At 61.9% G+C, this 17,841-nt stretch carries 16 protein-coding genes; 8 read left to right on the top strand and 8 right to left on the bottom strand.

What is annotated here, in order from left to right; all coding sequences use genetic code 11:
- The 5 genes from lepB to pdxJ all read left to right on the top strand — a co-directional run bounded on the left by lepB (window position 1) and on the right by pdxJ (window position 4,195).
- Window positions 1-855 carry a signal peptidase I gene (lepB, locus tag B9A31_RS13195; protein ID WP_016713698.1) on the top strand — a complete coding sequence of 285 codons (855 nt, stop codon included), beginning with the start codon at window positions 1-3 and terminating at the stop codon, window positions 853-855.
- 163 nt (window positions 856-1,018) lie between these two features.
- Window positions 1,019-1,708: a ribonuclease III gene (gene rnc / locus B9A31_RS13190; protein ID WP_016713699.1), complete on the top strand. Its 690-nt coding sequence runs from the start codon at window positions 1,019-1,021 to the stop codon at window positions 1,706-1,708.
- On the top strand, window positions 1,701-2,603 hold the full coding sequence (era, locus tag B9A31_RS13185) for a GTPase Era (RefSeq protein ID WP_016498176.1): 903 nt from the start codon (window positions 1,701-1,703) through the stop codon (window positions 2,601-2,603). The genes rnc and era overlap by 8 nt, the downstream gene beginning before the upstream one ends.
- Before the next feature lie 124 nt (window positions 2,604-2,727).
- A complete protein-coding gene (recO, locus tag B9A31_RS13180; protein WP_019097228.1) occupies window positions 2,728-3,411 on the top strand; it encodes a DNA repair protein RecO in 684 nt (227 codons plus the stop codon).
- A gap of 61 nt (window positions 3,412-3,472) precedes the next feature.
- A complete protein-coding gene (gene pdxJ, locus B9A31_RS13175) occupies window positions 3,473-4,195 on the top strand; it encodes a pyridoxine 5'-phosphate synthase (protein WP_202607098.1) in 723 nt (240 codons plus the stop codon).
- Between the two features lie 66 nt (window positions 4,196-4,261).
- On the opposite strand, the gene B9A31_RS13170 is transcribed toward pdxJ, so the two are convergent.
- Window positions 4,262-5,644, bottom strand: a complete 1,383-nt coding sequence (locus B9A31_RS13170; protein ID WP_027615408.1) for a heavy metal sensor histidine kinase — start codon at window positions 5,642-5,644, stop codon at window positions 4,262-4,264.
- Window positions 5,641-6,315: a heavy metal response regulator transcription factor gene (locus B9A31_RS13165; protein ID WP_003258489.1), complete on the bottom strand. Its 675-nt coding sequence runs from the start codon at window positions 6,313-6,315 to the stop codon at window positions 5,641-5,643. Before B9A31_RS13165 ends, B9A31_RS13170 begins: the two co-directional genes overlap by 4 nt.
- A gap of 239 nt (window positions 6,316-6,554) precedes the next feature.
- Here B9A31_RS13165 and B9A31_RS13160 point away from each other — a divergent pair, with 239 nt between their 5' ends.
- On the top strand, window positions 6,555-6,758 hold the full coding sequence (locus tag B9A31_RS13160; protein WP_009684756.1) for a hypothetical protein: 204 nt from the start codon (window positions 6,555-6,557) through the stop codon (window positions 6,756-6,758).
- A 68-nt stretch (window positions 6,759-6,826) separates the two neighbouring features.
- Here the strand turns inward: B9A31_RS13160 and cmoB are convergent, their stop codons facing one another.
- Complete coding sequence (gene cmoB, locus B9A31_RS13155) at window positions 6,827-7,783, bottom strand: tRNA 5-methoxyuridine(34)/uridine 5-oxyacetic acid(34) synthase CmoB (RefSeq protein ID WP_019097225.1); 957 nt, start codon at window positions 7,781-7,783, stop codon at window positions 6,827-6,829.
- Window positions 7,780-8,523 carry a carboxy-S-adenosyl-L-methionine synthase CmoA gene (cmoA, locus tag B9A31_RS13150; RefSeq protein WP_019097224.1) on the bottom strand — a complete coding sequence of 248 codons (744 nt, stop codon included), beginning with the start codon at window positions 8,521-8,523 and terminating at the stop codon, window positions 7,780-7,782. The genes cmoB and cmoA overlap by 4 nt, the downstream gene beginning before the upstream one ends.
- A 210-nt stretch (window positions 8,524-8,733) precedes the next feature.
- Between cmoA and B9A31_RS13145 the strand changes: the two genes are divergently transcribed.
- Together B9A31_RS13145 and B9A31_RS13140 are read left to right on the top strand one after the other, a co-directional pair.
- Window positions 8,734-9,924, top strand: coding sequence for an alpha-xenorhabdolysin family binary toxin subunit A (locus tag B9A31_RS13145; RefSeq protein ID WP_019097223.1), 1,191 nt, complete (start codon window positions 8,734-8,736; stop codon window positions 9,922-9,924).
- A gap of 1 nt (window position 9,925) precedes the next feature.
- The gene (locus B9A31_RS13140; protein ID WP_025754584.1) at window positions 9,926-10,861 is read left to right on the top strand and encodes an alpha-xenorhabdolysin family binary toxin subunit B; all 936 of its coding nucleotides are present in this window, start codon (window positions 9,926-9,928) and stop codon (window positions 10,859-10,861) included.
- A 6-nt stretch (window positions 10,862-10,867) separates the two neighbouring features.
- Here the strand turns inward: B9A31_RS13140 and B9A31_RS13135 are convergent, their stop codons facing one another.
- From B9A31_RS13135 to B9A31_RS13120, 4 genes are all read right to left on the bottom strand, one after another.
- Window positions 10,868-11,260: a protease inhibitor I42 family protein gene (locus B9A31_RS13135; RefSeq protein ID WP_019097221.1), complete on the bottom strand. Its 393-nt coding sequence runs from the start codon at window positions 11,258-11,260 to the stop codon at window positions 10,868-10,870.
- A 107-nt stretch (window positions 11,261-11,367) separates the two neighbouring features.
- Entirely contained in the window at window positions 11,368-13,788 is a 2,421-nt protein-coding gene (gene lon, locus B9A31_RS13130; RefSeq protein ID WP_019097220.1) for an endopeptidase La, read from the bottom strand.
- A 227-nt stretch (window positions 13,789-14,015) separates the two neighbouring features.
- On the bottom strand, window positions 14,016-16,427 hold the full coding sequence (locus B9A31_RS13125; protein ID WP_016713711.1) for a glucose/quinate/shikimate family membrane-bound PQQ-dependent dehydrogenase: 2,412 nt from the start codon (window positions 16,425-16,427) through the stop codon (window positions 14,016-14,018).
- Window positions 16,428-16,456: 29 nt separating this feature from the next.
- The gene (locus tag B9A31_RS13120; RefSeq protein WP_019097219.1) at window positions 16,457-17,791 is read right to left on the bottom strand and encodes a carbohydrate porin; all 1,335 of its coding nucleotides are present in this window, start codon (window positions 17,789-17,791) and stop codon (window positions 16,457-16,459) included.
- Window positions 17,792-17,841: the final 50 nt, after the last annotated feature.

Raw genomic sequence — 17,841 nt, 5'->3', positions numbered from 1 at the left:
ATGTCGCTAAATTTCCCGCTGTTGCTAGTCATCGCCGTCTTCGTCTGCGGTCTGCTGGGCTTGATCGACCTGCTGTTCCTGGCCCCGCGCCGGCGCGCAGCAATCGCCAACTACCAGGGCAGCGTCAGCCAGCCCGAGATGGCCGTGGTCGAGCGCCTGAACAAGGAACCGTTGCTGGTCGAGTACGGCAAGTCGTTCTTTCCGGTGCTGTTCATCGTGCTGGTGCTGCGCTCGTTCCTGGTCGAACCGTTCCAGATCCCTTCGGGGTCGATGAAACCGACCCTGGAAGTGGGCGATTTCATCCTGGTGAACAAGTTCTCGTACGGCATTCGTTTGCCGGTGATCGACAAGAAGGTCATCGAGGTCGGTGACCCGCAACGCGGTGATGTAATGGTGTTCCGCTACCCGAGCGACCCGAACGTCAACTACATCAAGCGTGTGGTTGGCTTGCCGGGTGATGTGGTTCGCTACACCAACGACAAGCGGCTGTTCGTCAACGGCCAGCCGATTGCCGAACAACTGGTGGGCACCGAGCCAGGTACCTTGGGCAGCGCCGAGCTGTACAAGGAAAAACTCGGCGAGGCCGAACACCTGATCCGCAAGGAAATGAGCCGTTACCGCATGCCGCCGGACCAGCAATGGACCGTGCCGGCAGGCCATTACTTCATGATGGGCGACAACCGCGACAATTCCAACGACAGCCGTTTCTGGGATGACCCGAACATTCCCAAGGAGCTGCACGGCATGGTTCCGGACCGGAACATCGTCGGCAAGGCCTTTGCGGTGTGGATGAGCTGGCCAGAACCCAAGCTCAGCCACCTGCCCAACCTGTCGCGGGTTGGCCTGATCCATTGATACCCATCGGCGCTGTCCAGCAGACAGCGCCGAATGCATTTCTGACATAGGCTGTGTTCTCAGGGATCGGGAGATTCGTCGCACATCACGTGGCGAACCACAGCCAAACAGTCTTTCAGGATGTTGATTTGAACAACGCGTTGAACAACGAACGGGTGGCCGCATGAGTGCTTCCCTTGCCCGTCTGGAGCGAAAGCTCGGTTACACCTTCAAGAACCAGGACCAGATGCTCCTGGCGCTGACCCATCGCAGCTATGCCGGGCGCAACAACGAGCGCCTGGAGTTTCTCGGTGACGCCATTCTCAACTTCGTCGCCGGCGAAGCGCTTTTCGAGCGTTTCCCGCAGGCCCGTGAAGGCCAGCTGTCACGCCTGCGTGCGCGGCTGGTCAAGGGCGAAACCCTGGCCCGGCTGGCCCGTGGTTTCGACCTGGGCGAATATTTGCGCCTGGGTTCGGGTGAGCTCAAGAGCGGCGGTTTCCGTCGCGAGTCGATCCTGGCCGACGCCCTGGAGGCACTGATCGGTGCCATCTACCTGGACGCCGATATGGAAACCGCACGGGAGCGCGTTCTGGCCTGGCTTGCCGATGAGTTCGAGGGCTTGACCCTGGTCGATACCAACAAGGACCCGAAAACCCGCCTGCAAGAGTTTCTGCAGTCGCGCAGCTGTGAGCTGCCGCGCTACGAAGTGGTGGATATCCAGGGTGAACCGCACTGCCGCACGTTCTTCGTCGAATGCGAAGTGGTGCTGCTGAACAACAAGAGCCGTGGTCAGGGCGTTAGCCGGCGTATTGCCGAGCAAGTAGCTGCCGCGTCTGCACTGATCGCCCTGGGCGTGGAGAATGGCAATGACTGATAACAACCCGACCCGCTGCGGCTACGTCGCCATTGTCGGCCGCCCCAACGTCGGCAAGTCGACCCTGCTCAACCACATCCTCGGCCAGAAGCTGGCGATTACTTCGCGCAAGCCGCAGACCACCCGCCACAACATGCTCGGCATCAAGACCGAGGGTGACGTGCAGGCGATCTACGTCGATACCCCGGGTATGCACAAGGCCAACGACAAGGCCCTGAACCGCTACATGAACCGCAACGCCTCGGCGGCCCTGAAGGACGTCGACGTGGTGATTTTCGTGGTCGACCGCACCAAGTGGACCGACGAGGACCAACTGGTGCTGGAGCGCGTGCAGTACGTGACTGGCCCGCTGATCATCGCGGTCAACAAGACCGACCGCATGGAAGAGAAGGCCGAGTTGATTCCGCACCTGCAGTGGCTGCAGGAGCAACTGCCTAACGCCGAGGTGATGCCGATCTCCGCGCAGCAGGGTCACAACCTCGAAGCGCTGGAAGCACAGATCGCCAAGCACTTGCCTGAAAACGATCACTTCTTCCCGGAAGACCAGATCACTGACCGCAGCAGCCGTTTCCTGGCCGCCGAACTGGTGCGCGAGAAGATCATGCGCCAGCTGGGTGCGGAACTGCCGTATCAGATCACCGTGGAGATCGAGGAATTCAAGCAACAGGGCCATGTGCTGCACATTCATGCGCTGATTCTGGTCGAGCGTGATGGTCAAAAGAAAATCATCATTGGCGACAAGGGCGAGCGCATCAAGCGCATCGGCTCCGAGGCGCGCAAGGACATGGAAGTGCTGTTCGACTCCAAGGTCATGCTCAACCTGTGGGTCAAGGTGAAAGGCGGCTGGTCCGACGACGAGCGCGCCCTGCGTTCGCTGGGTTACGGCGACCTGTAAGGCTACCTGACGGCTCAGGTATCTCTGTGGGAGCGGGTTCACCCGCGAATGCTATGGTGGGTTCACTGGCGCATTCGCGGGTGAACCCGCTCCCACAGTTGCATGTGGCTTTTAGAGATCACTTATGGAACAACCCGTCGGCCAGCCAGCCTATGTGCTGCACAGCCGTGCCTACAAGGAAACCAGCGCGCTGGTAGACTTCTTCACCCCGCAGGGCCGCATGCGCGCTGTGCTGCGCCGTGCGCGCGGCAAGGGCGGCAGCCTGGTGCGGCCGTTCGTGCCGGTGGAGGTGGAGCTGCGCGGGCGTGGCGAGCTGAAGAATGTCGGTCGCATGGACAGCGTCGGGATTGCGGCTTGGCTACACGGTGATGCCCTGTTCAGCGGCTTGTACCTCAACGAGCTGCTCATGCGCCTGCTGCCGGCTGAAGCGCCGTTCCCGGCCCTGTTCGAGCATTACACATTGACCCTGCAAGCCTTGGCCGCCGGGCGCCCGCTGGAGCCGCTGCTGCGTTCGTTCGAATGGCGGCTGCTGGACGAACTCGGTTATGCGTTTTCCTTGAACCATGACGTCAACGACCACTCCATCGTGGCCGACGGCCTTTACCGCTTGCGCGTGGATGCCGGTCTGGAGCGGGTCGAGCTGGTGCAACCCGGCCTGTTCCGCGGCACCGAGCTCATTGCCTTGGCCGAAGCCGATTGGAACGCCCCAGGCGCCTTGCTCGCCGCCAAGCGCCTGATGCGCCAGGCATTGGCCGTTCACCTGGGCGCAAAACCGCTGGTCAGCCGGGAACTGTTTCGCAAGCGCTGATCACGACGTATGCTGTGGGGCTCAATCTTCAGGAGAGCCTTTCGTGACTCACAGCAACCGCATGCTTCTTGGCGTAAACATCGACCACGTGGCGACCCTGCGCCAGGCCCGGGGCACGCGTTACCCTGATCCGGTCAAGGCTGCTCTGGACGCCGAAGAGGCGGGTGCCGATGGCATCACCGTGCACCTGCGCGAAGACCGCCGGCACATCCAGGAGCGTGACGTGGTGCTGCTCAAGGATGTGCTGCAGACGCGCATGAACTTCGAGATGGGCGTCACCGAAGAGATGATGGCCTTTGCCGAGAAGATCCGCCCTGCGCACATTTGCCTGGTCCCCGAAACCCGTCAGGAGTTGACCACCGAAGGTGGCCTGGATGTGGCGGGACAAGAGGCGCGAATCAAGGCCGCCGTGGAGCGCCTGTCGCGCACCGGTGCCGAGGTGTCGTTGTTCATCGATGCTGACGAGCGGCAGATCGAGGCGTCACGTCGCGTAGGCGCGCCGGCCGTCGAGCTGCACACCGGGCGTTACGCCGATGCCGAAACCCCGGCTGAAGTGGCTGAGGAACTCAAGCGTATTGTCGATGGCGTGGCCTTTGGCGTGGGGCAGGGGCTGATCGTCAATGCCGGTCACGGGCTGCATTACCACAACGTTGAGGCGGTGGCGGCGATCAAGGGTATCAATGAGCTGAACATTGGCCATGCGCTGGTGGCGCATGCGCTGTTCGTTGGCTTCAAGGCCGCAGTGGCCGAGATGAAGGCGCTGATCGTGGCGGCTTCGCGCTGATTTGATGGTCGCTTGTACCGGCCTCTTCGCGGGCTTGCCCGCGAAGAGGCCGGTACAAGCAGCCGATTACTCGGCAGGAAACACCAGGGTAAAGCGGGTAGGCCCAAGGGGGCTGCTGTTCACTTCGACCCGCCCACCATGCAACTGCATGATCGACTTCACGATCGCCAACCCCAACCCGGTCCCGCCCTCCAGACGCGAGCGCCCCGAGCCCACCCGGTAAAACCGCTCGAACAAGCGCGACTGGTGCTCGGCAGCAATGCCGGGGCCCTGGTTCTCCACAGATAGCCGTACTTCGTTGCCATACCGTTCGATACGCAGTTCGATGGGCTCACCCTCAGGGCCATGCCGTATCGCATTGCTTAGCAGGTTCGACAACGCCCGCTGGAACATCAACCGGTCACCCAGCGCCGTGCCCCACCCCTGAACACGCAATTCAACGGCTTTCACCTCGGCGCTGAAAGCAAACAGCTCGGCCACCCTTGCAGCCTCGCCGGCCAATGCCATCGGTTTGAGCGCGATCTGCACCTGAGGCTGGCTGACCTGGGCGAGAAACAGCATGTCGTTGATGATGCGGTTGAGCCGCGTCAGTTCCTCGATGCTGTCTTCCAGCACTTCCCGGTAGTTGGCGTTGTCCCGCTCACGGGCCAGGGTCACCTGCGCCTTGCCCATCAGGTTGCTCAATGGGGTGCGCAGTTCATGGGCCAGATCATCGGAAAACTGCGACAACTGGCTGATACCTTGGTCGAGGCGATCGAGCATGACGTTGATGCTGCTGGCCAGTTCTGCCAGCTCCTGCGGCAAGCCGGTGGCGGGCAAACGATGCTGCAGGTCCTGGGCCGATACCTGCCCGGCAATGCGCCGGAAGTGCCGCAGGGGTTTCAGGCCGCGTTGCATCAGCCACCAGGCGCCCGCGCCAATCAAGACCAGCAGCAGCGGCAAAGCGAGCAAAGTGGAATGCAGGTAAGCCTGCAGCAGGGCGTTGTCGTCGCCGCGGTTGAGCGACATCATCACCTTCACCGGCGTGTTGTCGCGCAGGCGCATCAGCCGAGTCACGGTGAGGATCTGATTGCCGCTGCTGTCGCGCCAGGCGTGAAAGCGCAGGCGGGCACCGGTGTGCAAATCGCCCACCTGCGACTCCAGAGCCGGGCCGAGGCTGAGCAGGTGGGGGTGGCGGCCCTCCAGGGCCATTACGCTGAGGCTGAGGTTGTCATGCCCCATCACCAGGTCGAGCAGGGGGTGGGCGCGGCTGCCCAGGTCTTCGCTGCGCAGGTCGACGCGCAGGTTGTGCTCGACCTGCAGCATCTTGCGCGCCAGGTCTTTGCGTGCGCGGTTGTCCAGTTCGTGATCCAGCGCGAACACCGCCAGGCAGGCAAGCAGCAGCACGAGTGCGGCGCCCATCAGTGTGACGCTCAGGCCCAGGCGCAGCGACAGGCTGGGGTTTTTCAAAAGCGCGCCTCGAGTACATAGCCTACGCCACGCAGGGTGTGGATGAGCTTGTTGTCGAACGGGTCGTCTATCTTCGCCCGCAGGCGCCGGATCGAGACCTCGACCACGTTGGTGTCGCAGTCGAAATTCATGTCCCAGACCAACGAGATGATCTGTGTGCGCGATAACACTTCGCCGGTCTGACGCATCAGCAGGTGTAGCAGCGCGAACTCCTTGGCGGTCAGGTCGATGCGTTGCCCGGCGCGGTAGGCGCGGTGGCGGCCGGGGTCCAGCTCCAGGTCGGCGACGCGCAGGGTGCTCGGCTGCAGTTGCTGGTCGTTGCGGCGCAGCAGGCTGCGGATGCGGGCCAGCAACTCGGGGAACTCGAAGGGCTTGAGCAAGTAGTCATCGGCGCCCAGGTCCAGGCCTTTGACCCGGTCGGCGAGACGACCGTGAGCGGTGAGCATCATGATGCGCGTGGCCGACTCGGCACGCAGCCGCTGCAGCACGGTCCAGCCATCGAGCTCTGGCAGGTTGACGTCGAGGATGACCAGGTCGTACGGCTGCTGGCGGGCCAAGTGCAGGCCGTCGGTGCCGGTATGGGCGCAGTCGACCACGTAGCCGTTTTCGCGCAGGCCCTGTTGCAGGTAATCGGCGGTACGCAGTTCGTCCTCGATGATCAGTAGGCGCATGAAGGGGCTCGGTGTGATGAAAGTGGGCGATTCTCGACCCTGTAGTGGCATCAGGGTCAAGGGGCGGGATGTTACGGCATGAGAAGGGAATCGCGGCGCAGATAACGGATTTGTAATGCTGCGGTTATCTGGCTGTCTGTTCTGCGCAGATTGCAGGACTGTAATCCCCGCCTCACCTTGCTGTTAGTTTCCCCTCACTAGGATGGCCGTGTCTGATCGGTTAGCACGAGGCAACCACGATGAACCTGACCAAATACCTGCTGTTGGCCACCCTTGCCCTGGGCAGCGCCAGCGTCTATGCCGAGGGCGGTGCGGAACGCTCCAGGCAGTTCTGGCAAGCTTTCCGCGAAGACCAGCAGCGCTTGCACGGCGACAAGCAACAAGCCGTTGCCGAACGCGAGCGCAAGGCGCAAGAGAAGGCCCGCGAGGTGGCCAAGGACTGAGGTAACAGCACCTGCGCGCGACAGCTCCTCGGCGCAGGTGTATTCAGGCGCCCGATCGGGCGCCTTTTTTATTTGCGCGCCAGCAGGGTGGCGCGGCGTGGGGCCGGCAGGCCTTCGATGGTCTTGCTGTGGTCGTTCGGGTCGAGGAAGTCGCCCAGCGACTGATAGCGCATCCACTCGGTGCTGCGCTGCTCCTCAACGCTGGTCACGCAAACATCGACGCAACGCACATCGCTGAAACCGGCACGGCGCAACCAGCGCTCCAGGGCGGGAACCGATGGCAAGTACCAGACGTTGCGCATCTGCGCATAACGGTCTTCAGGTACCAGTACCTGGTTTTCGTCGCCTTCGATCACCAGGGTCTCCAGCACTAGCTCGCCACCTTTGACCAGGCAGTCTTTCAGTGCCAGCAAGTGTTCGATGGGGGAGCGGCGGTGGTAGAACACGCCCATGGAAAACACCGTGTCGAAACCTTCCAGGTTGGCGGGAAGGTCCTCCAGGGCGAACGGCAGATGCCACGCCGGCAGCTCCGGCAGGTATTGCTGCACGGCCTGGAACTGGCAGAAGAACAGCCAGTTGGGGTCGACGCCGATCACCATGTCGGCCCCGGCACCGAGCATGCGCCACTGGTAGTAGCCGTTGCCACAGCCCACGTCGAGCACACGCTTGCCTTTGAGGTCCAGGTGCGGCGCAACGCGAGACCATTTCCAGTCCGAATGCCACTCGGTATCCACATGCACGCCAAACAGGTCGAACGGGCCTTTGCGCCAAGGCGACAGGCCCATCAGTGCCTGACGCATTTGCGCACGGGTGGCGTCGTCGCAGTCGCAGTCCAGACGCAGCCCGTTGACCAGGTCGATATCGCTGGGTTGCAGGGCGGGCAGGGCATCGAGCGCACCACGCCAGCGGTCGAGGTCACCGTGGCCTTTCTCCAGCTTGGCTTCCAGTTGCGCTTGCAGGCCTTGCGACCAGGAAGCCAGGGGCGTGCCCGCCAGGCGGCGGACGAGGGGGGACAGATCGATCATGGCAGGGCTATCAGCGAGGCGAAGTTAAGGCATTGGAACCAAGGCACCACTTTCGAGAAACCGGCGGCGCGCAGGCGCTCCTGGTGGGCTTCGAGGGTATCGGGGCGCATCACGTTTTCAATGGCGCTGCGCTTCTGGGCGATTTCCAGTTCGCTGTAGCCATTGGCCCGCTTGAAGTCCAGGTGCAGTTCATTGAGCAGGTCCTGCTCTTGCTCATCGGCGAACCGCAGCTTTTCCGAGAGGATCAGCGCGCCACCGGGTAGCAGTGCCTGGCGGATACGGCCGAGCAGTTCCAGACGCTGGTCGGGGGCGATGAACTGCAGGGTGAAGTTCATCGCCACTACCGAGGCGGGCTCGAAGGGCAGGGTAAGGATATCGGCCTCCAGCACGTGCACCGGCAGCAGCTCCTGGAACATCGAGTCCTGGGCGGTGAGGTACTGGCGGCAACGCTCGACCATGGCGGCGGAATTGTCCACCGCGATCACCCGGCAGCCGTCGCTGCGCACATGGCGGCGCAGCGACTGGGTGACTGCCCCCAGCGATGCACCCAGGTCGTACAGCGCGGTATTTGGCTGGGCGAAACGTGCGGCCAGCACACCGAGGTTCTCGACGATGGTCGGGTACCCGGGCACCGAGCGTTTGATCATGTCCGGGAACACACGCACCACGTCCTCGTTGAAGACGAAATCAGGCACCTGCTCCAGGGGCTGGGAGAAGAGGCGGTCGGGTTGTTTGCTCACGGCAGGCTCGATACAGGGTGAAACGGGGGCGCATTTTATCCAAAGGCCGCGCATCTTGCCATGGCAATGCTTCAGGGTCGGAGCGTTCAGACCGGGAGCAGTGAACTTTCCCACAGTGCTAAGTTATCAAGATGAATGAATTCAGTCGGGTGAAGAAGGACACTTCGAATGCAGGTTGACTGGATTTGAAAAAGGATATTGGGTTAAGTGATGAGTGCCATTACTGGGCGGGAAGAAGTTACCGTAGATGAACTGGACCCGGTGTCCAAGGTCAAGATGTTGCCGGAACGCTATTTTACGTTCATCGAGAACCGACTTGAGGGTGGCCAACACGTTGGCAGTTTATTGACGGCTGATAATCTGAAAGTCATCAAGCGATACGCCAATACTGTAAATCAGTTGCCACACACGCGAGCCGAAATCGAACGCGAAGTCGATTATGCGGCACTCGGCCTTGACGCCTCGATGGTTCATGAGCTGTATACGGCGCTGCACAGACATGTGTACGAGTGGGACATACTGGAACGCAGCATCAAGCAACTGGGCCCTGAAATTGAGCTGTTCGCTGAAAGCCTGGTACAGCGTGGCGCCAGCCTGCTTGCGCATCTTGAAAACAGTGATGTCTTTGTGGCAATCAAGCAGCGACAGACCGAGCAGGGCGATGATGTTTATACGTTGGAACTGAGTGAAGAGGATCAAGCGCAGATCGCCAGTGTGCTGACACTTGGCATCAACGAACTGGTCAGGGAAATTGAAGGCACTCGCCGGCGAATCGATGACGTCGACGCACGTGCCAACTGGTTTAACAGTGAGATCAAACGCGAGCTCAAGCCGCGAATGGTACGGTTGTTGAAACACTTCGACGAGAAAGTTTCCCATGAAGACATTCTGATGAAACGGCGGCAGCTGGATCAGTGGGACGAACAGATTGACCAGTTGAAGTCCGAGTACGATGCCAATGTGGGCTACGCGTTCACAGGTATCTTGCTGGGGCCGATTGGCCTGGTCATCACCGGCGGTGTGTTCGGTGACAAGGCAGAAAAGATCCGGGCCAGAAAAAACGCGTTGATCGAAGAGCGTAAAGAACTGGCGGATGCACTGGGCAGGATGGCCCCCGCGCTGAGCGACTTCGAGCGTATCTCGACATTGGTCAGGGACCTGCAGTTCAGGTGCAAGGACCTGTCGGCAGCGACCCGCCGCCTGGCAGACGTATGGCTGTTTCTGGCCTCGTACGCCAATAACTCCGTGAACGAAGCCAAAGAGCTGAGCACCCTCACTCAACTTGAATCGTTTGTTCACGATTTCGCTGAGGTTATCAAACCGTGGAGCAAGATAGGCAATATCTGCCACACATTGTCTGAGTTATTTAATGAATTGATTGAAGAATATGAGGACGTTTGACATGGACGTGACCAACGTGAATGCGACCCTGCCGGATTTCGTCCAGATGCAAACCGTGCAAGATCAGGTATTCCACCTGATACAAAGCTGGGACATGAACGTGTTACCCGGGGCGCGTGAGCAATTGGGTGAACTGCGTACATTGTTGCTGAGTGTCGAGCGCGCCTTCAAGGAGAGCCTCATAGGCGCTATCGTTTTGCTGGAGGACCGCGATTTCATTCCGAGCAAACTGGGGGGCGATACCCATTACCGGCTTGCCAGTGTGCTAAGCCGTTTAAGCCAGCTTCATTCACTGTTGTCCAGGCAGAATCTGCGGTTGGAACTTTTCACACTGTCTGCGTTGGTAGAGCCGTTAGCGGAACTGGACAAACGAATCGTCAGCCTCCAGAGCCAGGCGTTAGCCTTCGATCAACGATTGGCCCAATTGCGCCAGCAGCGGGCAGATATTGGCCAGGCTATCGAATTGTTCGAAAGGCCGTCCGTTGCCAGTGCACTGAAGGGCTTGATCCCGAGTGATGATGACATTGACCAGGTCATCGGGTTGATCACGGACCCGAAGGTCGATGCCAGCCTGTTGAAGGCTATGACTGGCAAGTTGACCAAGCATGCTGATGCACTGGAGGGTGCCAAGACGTTCAGCGACTTGAGCAAGGTACGCACCAGGCTTGATGCAAAAATAGAGGAAGCGCTGGGCGACCAGCGGCAGCTGCAGCGAGCCTTGCAGAGTGCGCAGGGTGAGCGGGAGGCGATCACGGCGTTGTCTGGCCTTGAACCACTCAAGAACGCGTGGCTGCACGAACTGCGCAAGGTTGAACTGGAGTGGCAGGCTCAGGCCGTGAAGCTCAACGCGACGATGGGCCTGGATGCTGCCACGGCCGCGCTGAAAGACCTCTGTGACTACCTCAAGGTCGTGCAGATGGCGTATGACCGCAGTTGATCGTGCTCAGCGGACGATAATCTTGCAGTCGAAGGTTTGCACCGGGGCGACGTCTGCGGCCCACGGCTGCTGGTAGACCAGCACCAATTGGGCGTCTCCTGTGCTGCTGGCCTGGAAGCGCCAGGTGGAAACACCGGCGCTGCCGACCACGTCTTCTTCTTCGGGGGCGCTGTATACCTCCGGGCCGAGGCTACGCAGTACGCTTGAGGCTGGGTTTTCGACACGCCAGCGATAGCCGGTGGACGGGTTGCTGGGCAAGCTCAGGGTGAGTGCCTGGCCTACCTGCAGCCGGGTTGGGCATTCACTCTCGGCATCCAGTTCGACGGGCTGTGCGGGGTGCTGGGCGCAGGCAGAAAGCAGGGCGAAGCTCAGGGGAACGAGCAGACGAGGGGCGGTCATGTTGGCTCCGGGGGCTGGCGATGGCCCGAGGATAACCGATGCTGCTGGGTTTTGTGTTGTCAGTGCCGGCCTCTTCGCGGCTGAAGCCGTGAAGAGGCCGGTGCAGGTTAGAACAGGACCTTGGCCACATCGGCAAAGCGCTTGGCGAAGTGAACCGTCAGGCCTTCGCGCAAATAGTCCGGCAGTTCTTCGAAGTCCCCTCGGTTAGGCTCTGGCAAGATCAGCTCGAAGATTTTCTGCCGCCGCGCCGCAATCACCTTCTCGCGCACACCACCAATCGGTAGTACCTGGCCGGTGAGGGTCAGCTCGCCGGTCATGGCCACGCCTTTTTTCGGCGCCTGGTCGCGGGCCAGCGACAGCAGGGCACTTGCCATGGTGATGCCCGCGCTCGGGCCGTCTTTGGGCGTGGCCCCTTCAGGTACATGCAGGTGGATGAACGCTTCGTTGAAGAAGCCTGGGTCACCGCCAAACTGCCTGAGGTTGGAGCTGACATAGCTGTAGGCAATTTCGGCCGACTCCTTCATCACGTCACCCAGCTTGCCCGTCAGCTTGAAGCCACGGTTGAGGGTGTGAATGCGGGTAGCCTCGATCGGCAGCGTGGCGCCACCCATGCTGGTCCAGGCCAGGCCCGTGATCACGCCTTTGCCAGCCAGTACCTGCTCGCTGCGGAACACCGGCGTGCCCAGCGCGGTTTCCAGGTCCTTGGTGCCGATCTTCAGTCTGGCTTCAGGGTCTTCCATCAATTTGACCACGGACTTGCGCACCAGCTTGCCCAGTTGCTTCTCCAGCTGGCGCACGCCGGCTTCGCGGGCGTAGCCTTCGATCACCATGCGCAGGGCGCTGTCGCTGATGCTGAGGCTGGTCCTGGCCACGCCGGCCTTTTCCAGTTGCTTGGGCCACAGGTGGCGTTTGGCGATGGCCAGCTTTTCCTCGGTGATATAGCCGGACAGGCGGATCACTTCCATGCGGTCGAGCAATGGGCCGGGGATCGAGTCGAGGGTGTTGGCAGTGCACACGAACAGCACCTTGGACAAGTCCAGGCGCAGGTCGAGGTAGTGGTCGAGGAAGTCGACGTTCTGCTCCGGGTCGAGGGTTTCCAGCAGCGCTGAAGCCGGGTCGCCCTGGTAGCTCTGGCCCATCTTGTCGATTTCGTCGAGCATGATCACCGGGTTCATCACTTCTACGTCTTTCAGGGCTTGCACCAGCTTGCCGGGCTGGGCGCCGATGTAGGTCCGGCGATGGCCCTTGATCTCGGCCTCGTCACGCATGCCGCCGACGCTGAAGCGGTAGAACGGCCGGCCAAGCGATTCGGCGATGGACTTGCCGATGCTGGTCTTGCCCACCCCGGGCGGGCCGACCAGCAGCACGATCGAGCCGCTGATTTCGCCTTTCCAGGCCCCTACGGCGAGGAATTCGAGGATGCGCTCCTTGATGTCGTCGAGGCCGGCATGGTACTGGTCGAGGACCTTGCGCGCATGCTTGAGGTCGAGCTTGTCCTTGCCGTAAACACCCCACGGCAGGGCGGTGGCCCATTCGAGGTAATTGCGGGTGACGGCGTACTCGGGCGAGCCAGTTTCGAGAATGGCCAGCTTGCCCATCTCTTCATCGATGCGCTTGCTTGCCTGGGGGGGCAAGGTCTTGCCTTCCAGGCGCTGCTCGAACTGTTCGAGGTCGGCACTGCGGTCGTCCTTGGTCAGGCCCAGCTCTTGCTGGATGACCTTGAGCTGTTCCTTCAGGAAGAACTCGCGCTGATGTTCGCCGATCTGCCGGTTGACCTCGGCCGAGATCTCGTTCTGCAGGCGCGCGACTTCCACCTCTTTGCGCAGCATTGGCAGCACCTTTTCCATGCGTTTGAGCATGGGCGCGCAGTCGAGCACTTCCTGCAACTGGTTGCCGGTGGCCGAGGTGAGCGCGGCGGCGAAGTCGGTGAGCGGCGACGGGTCGTTGGGGCTGAAGCGATTGAGGTAGTTCTTCAACTCTTCGCTGTACAACGGGTTGAGCGGCAGCAGCTCTTTGATCGCGTTGATCAACGCCATGCCGTAGGCCTTGACCTCGTCGGTGGGCTCGGCAGGCTGGCGCGGGTATTCGACTTCAACCAGGTAGGGCGGGCGGTGGTGCTTGAGCCAGGTGCGGATGCGTACCCGGGTCAGGCCCTGGGCAACGAACTGCAGCTTGCCGTTTTCACGGCTGGCATGGTGCACCTTGACCAGCGTGCCGTACTGCGGCAGCGCGGCGGTGTCGAAGTGGCGGTGGTCTTCTGGCGGGGTGTCCATGAAGAACAGTGCCAGGCAGTGGTCCGGCGACTTGGCCACCAGGTCGAGGGTTTCGGCCCAAGGTTCTTCGTTGACGATGACCGGCAGTACCTGGGCCGGGAAGAACGGGCGGTTGTGGATCGGGATCACGTAGACCTTGTCCGGCAGCTGCTGGCCGGGCAGGGCGAGGGCATGGCCGGTTTCGGCCTGCGTGGTGGTGTGTTCGACTTCGCTGTGTTCGTCGGGGTGTTCCGGGAAATCCTGCTGGTCGCTCATGGGGCACCTGCGTGAATGACTATGGTGCTTAGATGGGGCAGGGTGGGATGGGTTTCAATGGTAGACGAAGGCAGCAGGCAGGGCTTTCATCTTTGGTTGGCTGTACCGGCCTCTTCGCGGGCAAGCCTGCCCCCACAGATACGGTGCCTGCCTTGAGGGCAGCACAGAACCTGTGGGAGCGGGCTTGCCCGCGAATGCGATAGTGATGTCACCACCGCAACTGGAGGTTACTCCGCGAGTTTGTAAGCAATGATGTAGTCGCCCATTTTGGTACCCAGCGAGCCATGGCCGCCAGCGGTCACCAGCACGTACTGCTTGCCATCCTTGCCGGTGTAGCTCATCGGCGTGGCTTGGCCACCTGCCGGCAGGCGGGCTTTCCACAGTTCCTTGCCGTTGTTCACGTCATAGGCGCGCAGGTACTGGTCCAGGGTGCCGCTGAGGAAGCCGACGCCACCAGCGGTCACGATCGAGCCGCCCATGCTCGGCACGCCAACCGGCAGGCCGATCGGGACCGGGGTGCTGTCGCGGGTGGTACCGTTCTTGTGCTTCCACACCACCTTGTTGGTGAACAGGTCGATGGCGGCAACGTAACCCCAGGCTGGAGCCTGGCACGGTACACCCAGTGGTGACATGAACGGGTGCATGGTCACGGCGTACGGTGCGCCGGTATTCGGCTGCACGCCGCTGGTCTCGCTTTCGCGTTTGCTGCCTTCGGCAACCTGCTCACGCGGGACCATCTTCGATACGAAGGCCATGTAGTTGGGCGAGGTGAACAGCAGCTGGCGCACCGGGTCAACCGACACGCTGCCCCAGTTGAATACGCCGACGTTGCCTGGGTAGACCAGCGAGCCCTGCTCGGACGGCGGGGTGTACTGGCCTTCGTAGCGCAGCTCGCGGAACTGGATGCGGCACAGCATCTGGTCGAACGGCGTGGCGCCCCACATGGCCTGTTCGGTCAGCTCAGGGCCAAGCAGGTTGAGGTCGGAGCGGGCCTGGGTCGGCGAGGTGTGGTCGCCCTTCACCGCGCCTTGCGGGGTAGGGATTTCGCGAATCGGTACGATCGGCGTGCCGTCGCGGCGGTCGAGCACATACAGGCTGCCTTGCTTGGTCGGCACGATGATCGCCGGTTTCACGCCATCGTCGGTCTTCAGGTGCACCAGGGTCGGCTGGCTGCCGACGTCCATGTCCCACAAGTCATGGTGGGTGAACTGGTAGTTCCAGCGGGCCTTGCCGGTGGCCAGGTCAAGCGCGACCACGCCGGCGCTGTACTTCTCTGCGCCTGGTGTGCGGTCGGCGCCCCACTGGTCCGGGGTCTGGTTGCCCAGCGGCAGGTAGATCATGCCAAGGTCTTCATCGACGCTGGCGATCGACCACATGTTGGCCGAGTTGCGGCTGTACAGCTTGCCCGGGGCCAATGGCTTGGTGTCGTCCGGGTTGTTGCTGTCCCAGTTCCATACCAGGTGGCCATCGTGCACGTCATAGGCACGGATCACGCCGGACGGCTCGTTGGTCGACTCGTTGTCGGTCACGTGGCCGCCGATGATCACCAGGTCACGGGTGACTGCAGCAGGCGAGGTGGAGTAGTAGCCGCCGGCGGTGAACGGGCCGATGCCGGTGGTGAGGTCGATCACGCCCTGGTTGGCGAAGCCTTCGCACACCTTGCCGTTGTCGGCGTTGATGGCGATCAGGCGGGCATCTGCGGTAGGCAGGTAGAGGCGGCGCGGGCAGGCCTGGGCCACGGCTTGGCCTGCGTCAGTGATTTTCGGTGCCGGGCTGCCGTCGCGGCTGACGTAGCGGTTTTCGTCATAGTACGAAACGCCACGGCAGGTCATGTGGGCAAAGCCCTTGAAGGTGCCGACCGGGCTTTTGACCTGAGGGTCGTAGCGCCAGATTTCCGCACCCGTGTCCGGGTCCAGGGCCAGCAGGCGGCTGTGCGCGGTGCAGGCATAGAGCATGCCGTTGACCTTCAGCGGGGTGTTCTGGTTGGTCAGCTCCACCGGGTCGTTTTCGGTCGGCAAGTCACCGGTACGAATACGCCAGGCTTCTTCCAGGCGGTAGGCGTTTTGTGGGGTGATCTGGCGCAGCGGCGAGTAGCGGTCGCCATGTTCGGTACGGCCGTAGGCCTGCCATTCGCCGTCGGGCATGGCCGGGGCAGCACTGGCCATTTCACTGCTTTCGCGGCCCAGCTCGCCGAACACTTCACCGGGGTGGGTGAACTGGCTGGCGACCGCGCAAGCGCCGGATGCGACCACGGCAACGCTCAGCAGCGCGGTGTTGGCTTTGCTGGCCGGGCCGATCAGCGGGCGACGTGCCCATGGCAGCAGCAGCACCACGCCGATGGCGAACCAGATGGCCAGGCGTGGCACCAGTTGCCACCAGTCCAGGCCCACTTCGAGCAGGGCCCAGACGGTGCTGGCCAGCAGTACCAGGCCATACAGGCCCAGGGCGATACGGCGCTGAGCCAGCAGCAGGATGCCCGACAGGGCAAAACCGATACCGGCGATCAGGTAGTAAAGCGATCCACCCAGCTGGCTCAGCTTGATGCCGCCGGCCAGCAGGGCCAGGCCCATCAGCAACAGCAGCGCGCCCATCAGGCGCGGTAGCCAGCGGCTTCCATTGTTGGCACTTTCAGTGCTCATCGTAGGTTCTCCGTCAGGTCAAAAAGGGGTTAGAAACTGCTCTGGATCTTCAGGCCGCCGACCAGGGCGCCATCAACCTGCGATACCCCGCCCGGGTGGCGGATGTACTGCAGGTTGGGGCGAACCGTGAGCCAGTCGGCCAAATGAATGCCGTAGTACAGCTCGGCGCTGTATTCGGTGTCCTGCACGGGCAGGAAGCCGGGGTTGTCGTAGTCGTCGACGCCGGCGGCCTGGTTGGCCAGGCGGGCGTTCTTGCGGTAGGCAGGGTTGACGTGCACGCGGGCCAGGGCGAAACCGATGTCGTCCTTGGCGCGGGCGTCGAAAGGCCCTTTGTATACCAGTCCTGCCTGCACATAGTTGTCGATGGCATTGGTCTTCTTGTCGTGCACCGTGGCGTTGGCGAACAAGCTCAGGCCACGTGACTGGTCTGACGCCAGCGAGGTCACCTGTTGCTGGGCGCCGAGCCACATCCCGTGCTTGCTCGAGCTGCTGCGGTAGGCGGCGCCGCTGAGGGCTGCCGGCTGACCGTTGCTGTCCTTGAGAACATCTTGTGCCTTGGCATTACTGTAGTAGTAGCCGGCGCGATATTCCCCTTTCAGGCCTTGGATACGTGGGGCCCATACCAGTTCGACTGGCATTACCGCGCCTTGGGTGCCGCTGCCGCTGAGCTTGAAGCCGTTGCCGGATTCAAGGTTGGAAGGGTTCTGCTCGAAGATGCCGACCTGCGCGTAAAGCTCGGGGGTAAGGTTGTAGCGCACGCGCAGGGCCCACTGGCTGACCGGCCAGTTGTACCAGATGCCGCCCACCCAGTTGCCCACCTGCGAGCCGCAGAAGGCCAGGTTCTGGAAGTCACAGGGGAAGCTGTTGAAGTCCTCGCCTTCGCCGAAGCGGCCGAATTTCACGTCCAGCGCGCCGTCGAAGTACTTCTGCTTGATCCACATCTGGGTCAGGCGCCAGGTTTCGCCACGGCCCCAGACTTCCTGGGCCGAGGTGAAGCCGCCGACGCGTGGGTCGTTGATGCGGTCGTTGCTGATGTTGTCGCCGTGGCGTTCGGTGATGGTCAGTTGGAACTCGGTGTCATGCCAGCCCAGGATCTTTTCCAGGTCCAGGTGGCTGCCAAAGGTGAACTGGTCGCTGTAGCGCGCCGTGCGGTCGTGGTCGTAGCCGCCGTGCAGGTTGCTGCCCATCTCGCCGGTGTAGCCGAGGGTGAAGTCGTAGCCTTTTTCCAGCAATTCGCTGCGGGTGCCGCCCCAGTCGCCGAGCATCCAGGGGGAGTCGTTGGCGAACATTTCGCTGGCGCTGGCGTGGGTCGCCAAGGCACTGAGGGCAAGGCCGATGTAACAGGGTTTGGGCAGTTGAAACATGAGATAGCGCTATCTTTTGATTATTGAAAAAACGGCAAGCGCATCAAAGG

The organism is Pseudomonas sp. URIL14HWK12:I5 (assembly GCF_900176445.1).
GTDB classification, from domain to species: domain Bacteria; phylum Pseudomonadota; class Gammaproteobacteria; order Pseudomonadales; family Pseudomonadaceae; genus Aquipseudomonas; species Aquipseudomonas monteilii.
This window is presented reverse-complemented; position numbering and strand designations above follow the sequence as displayed.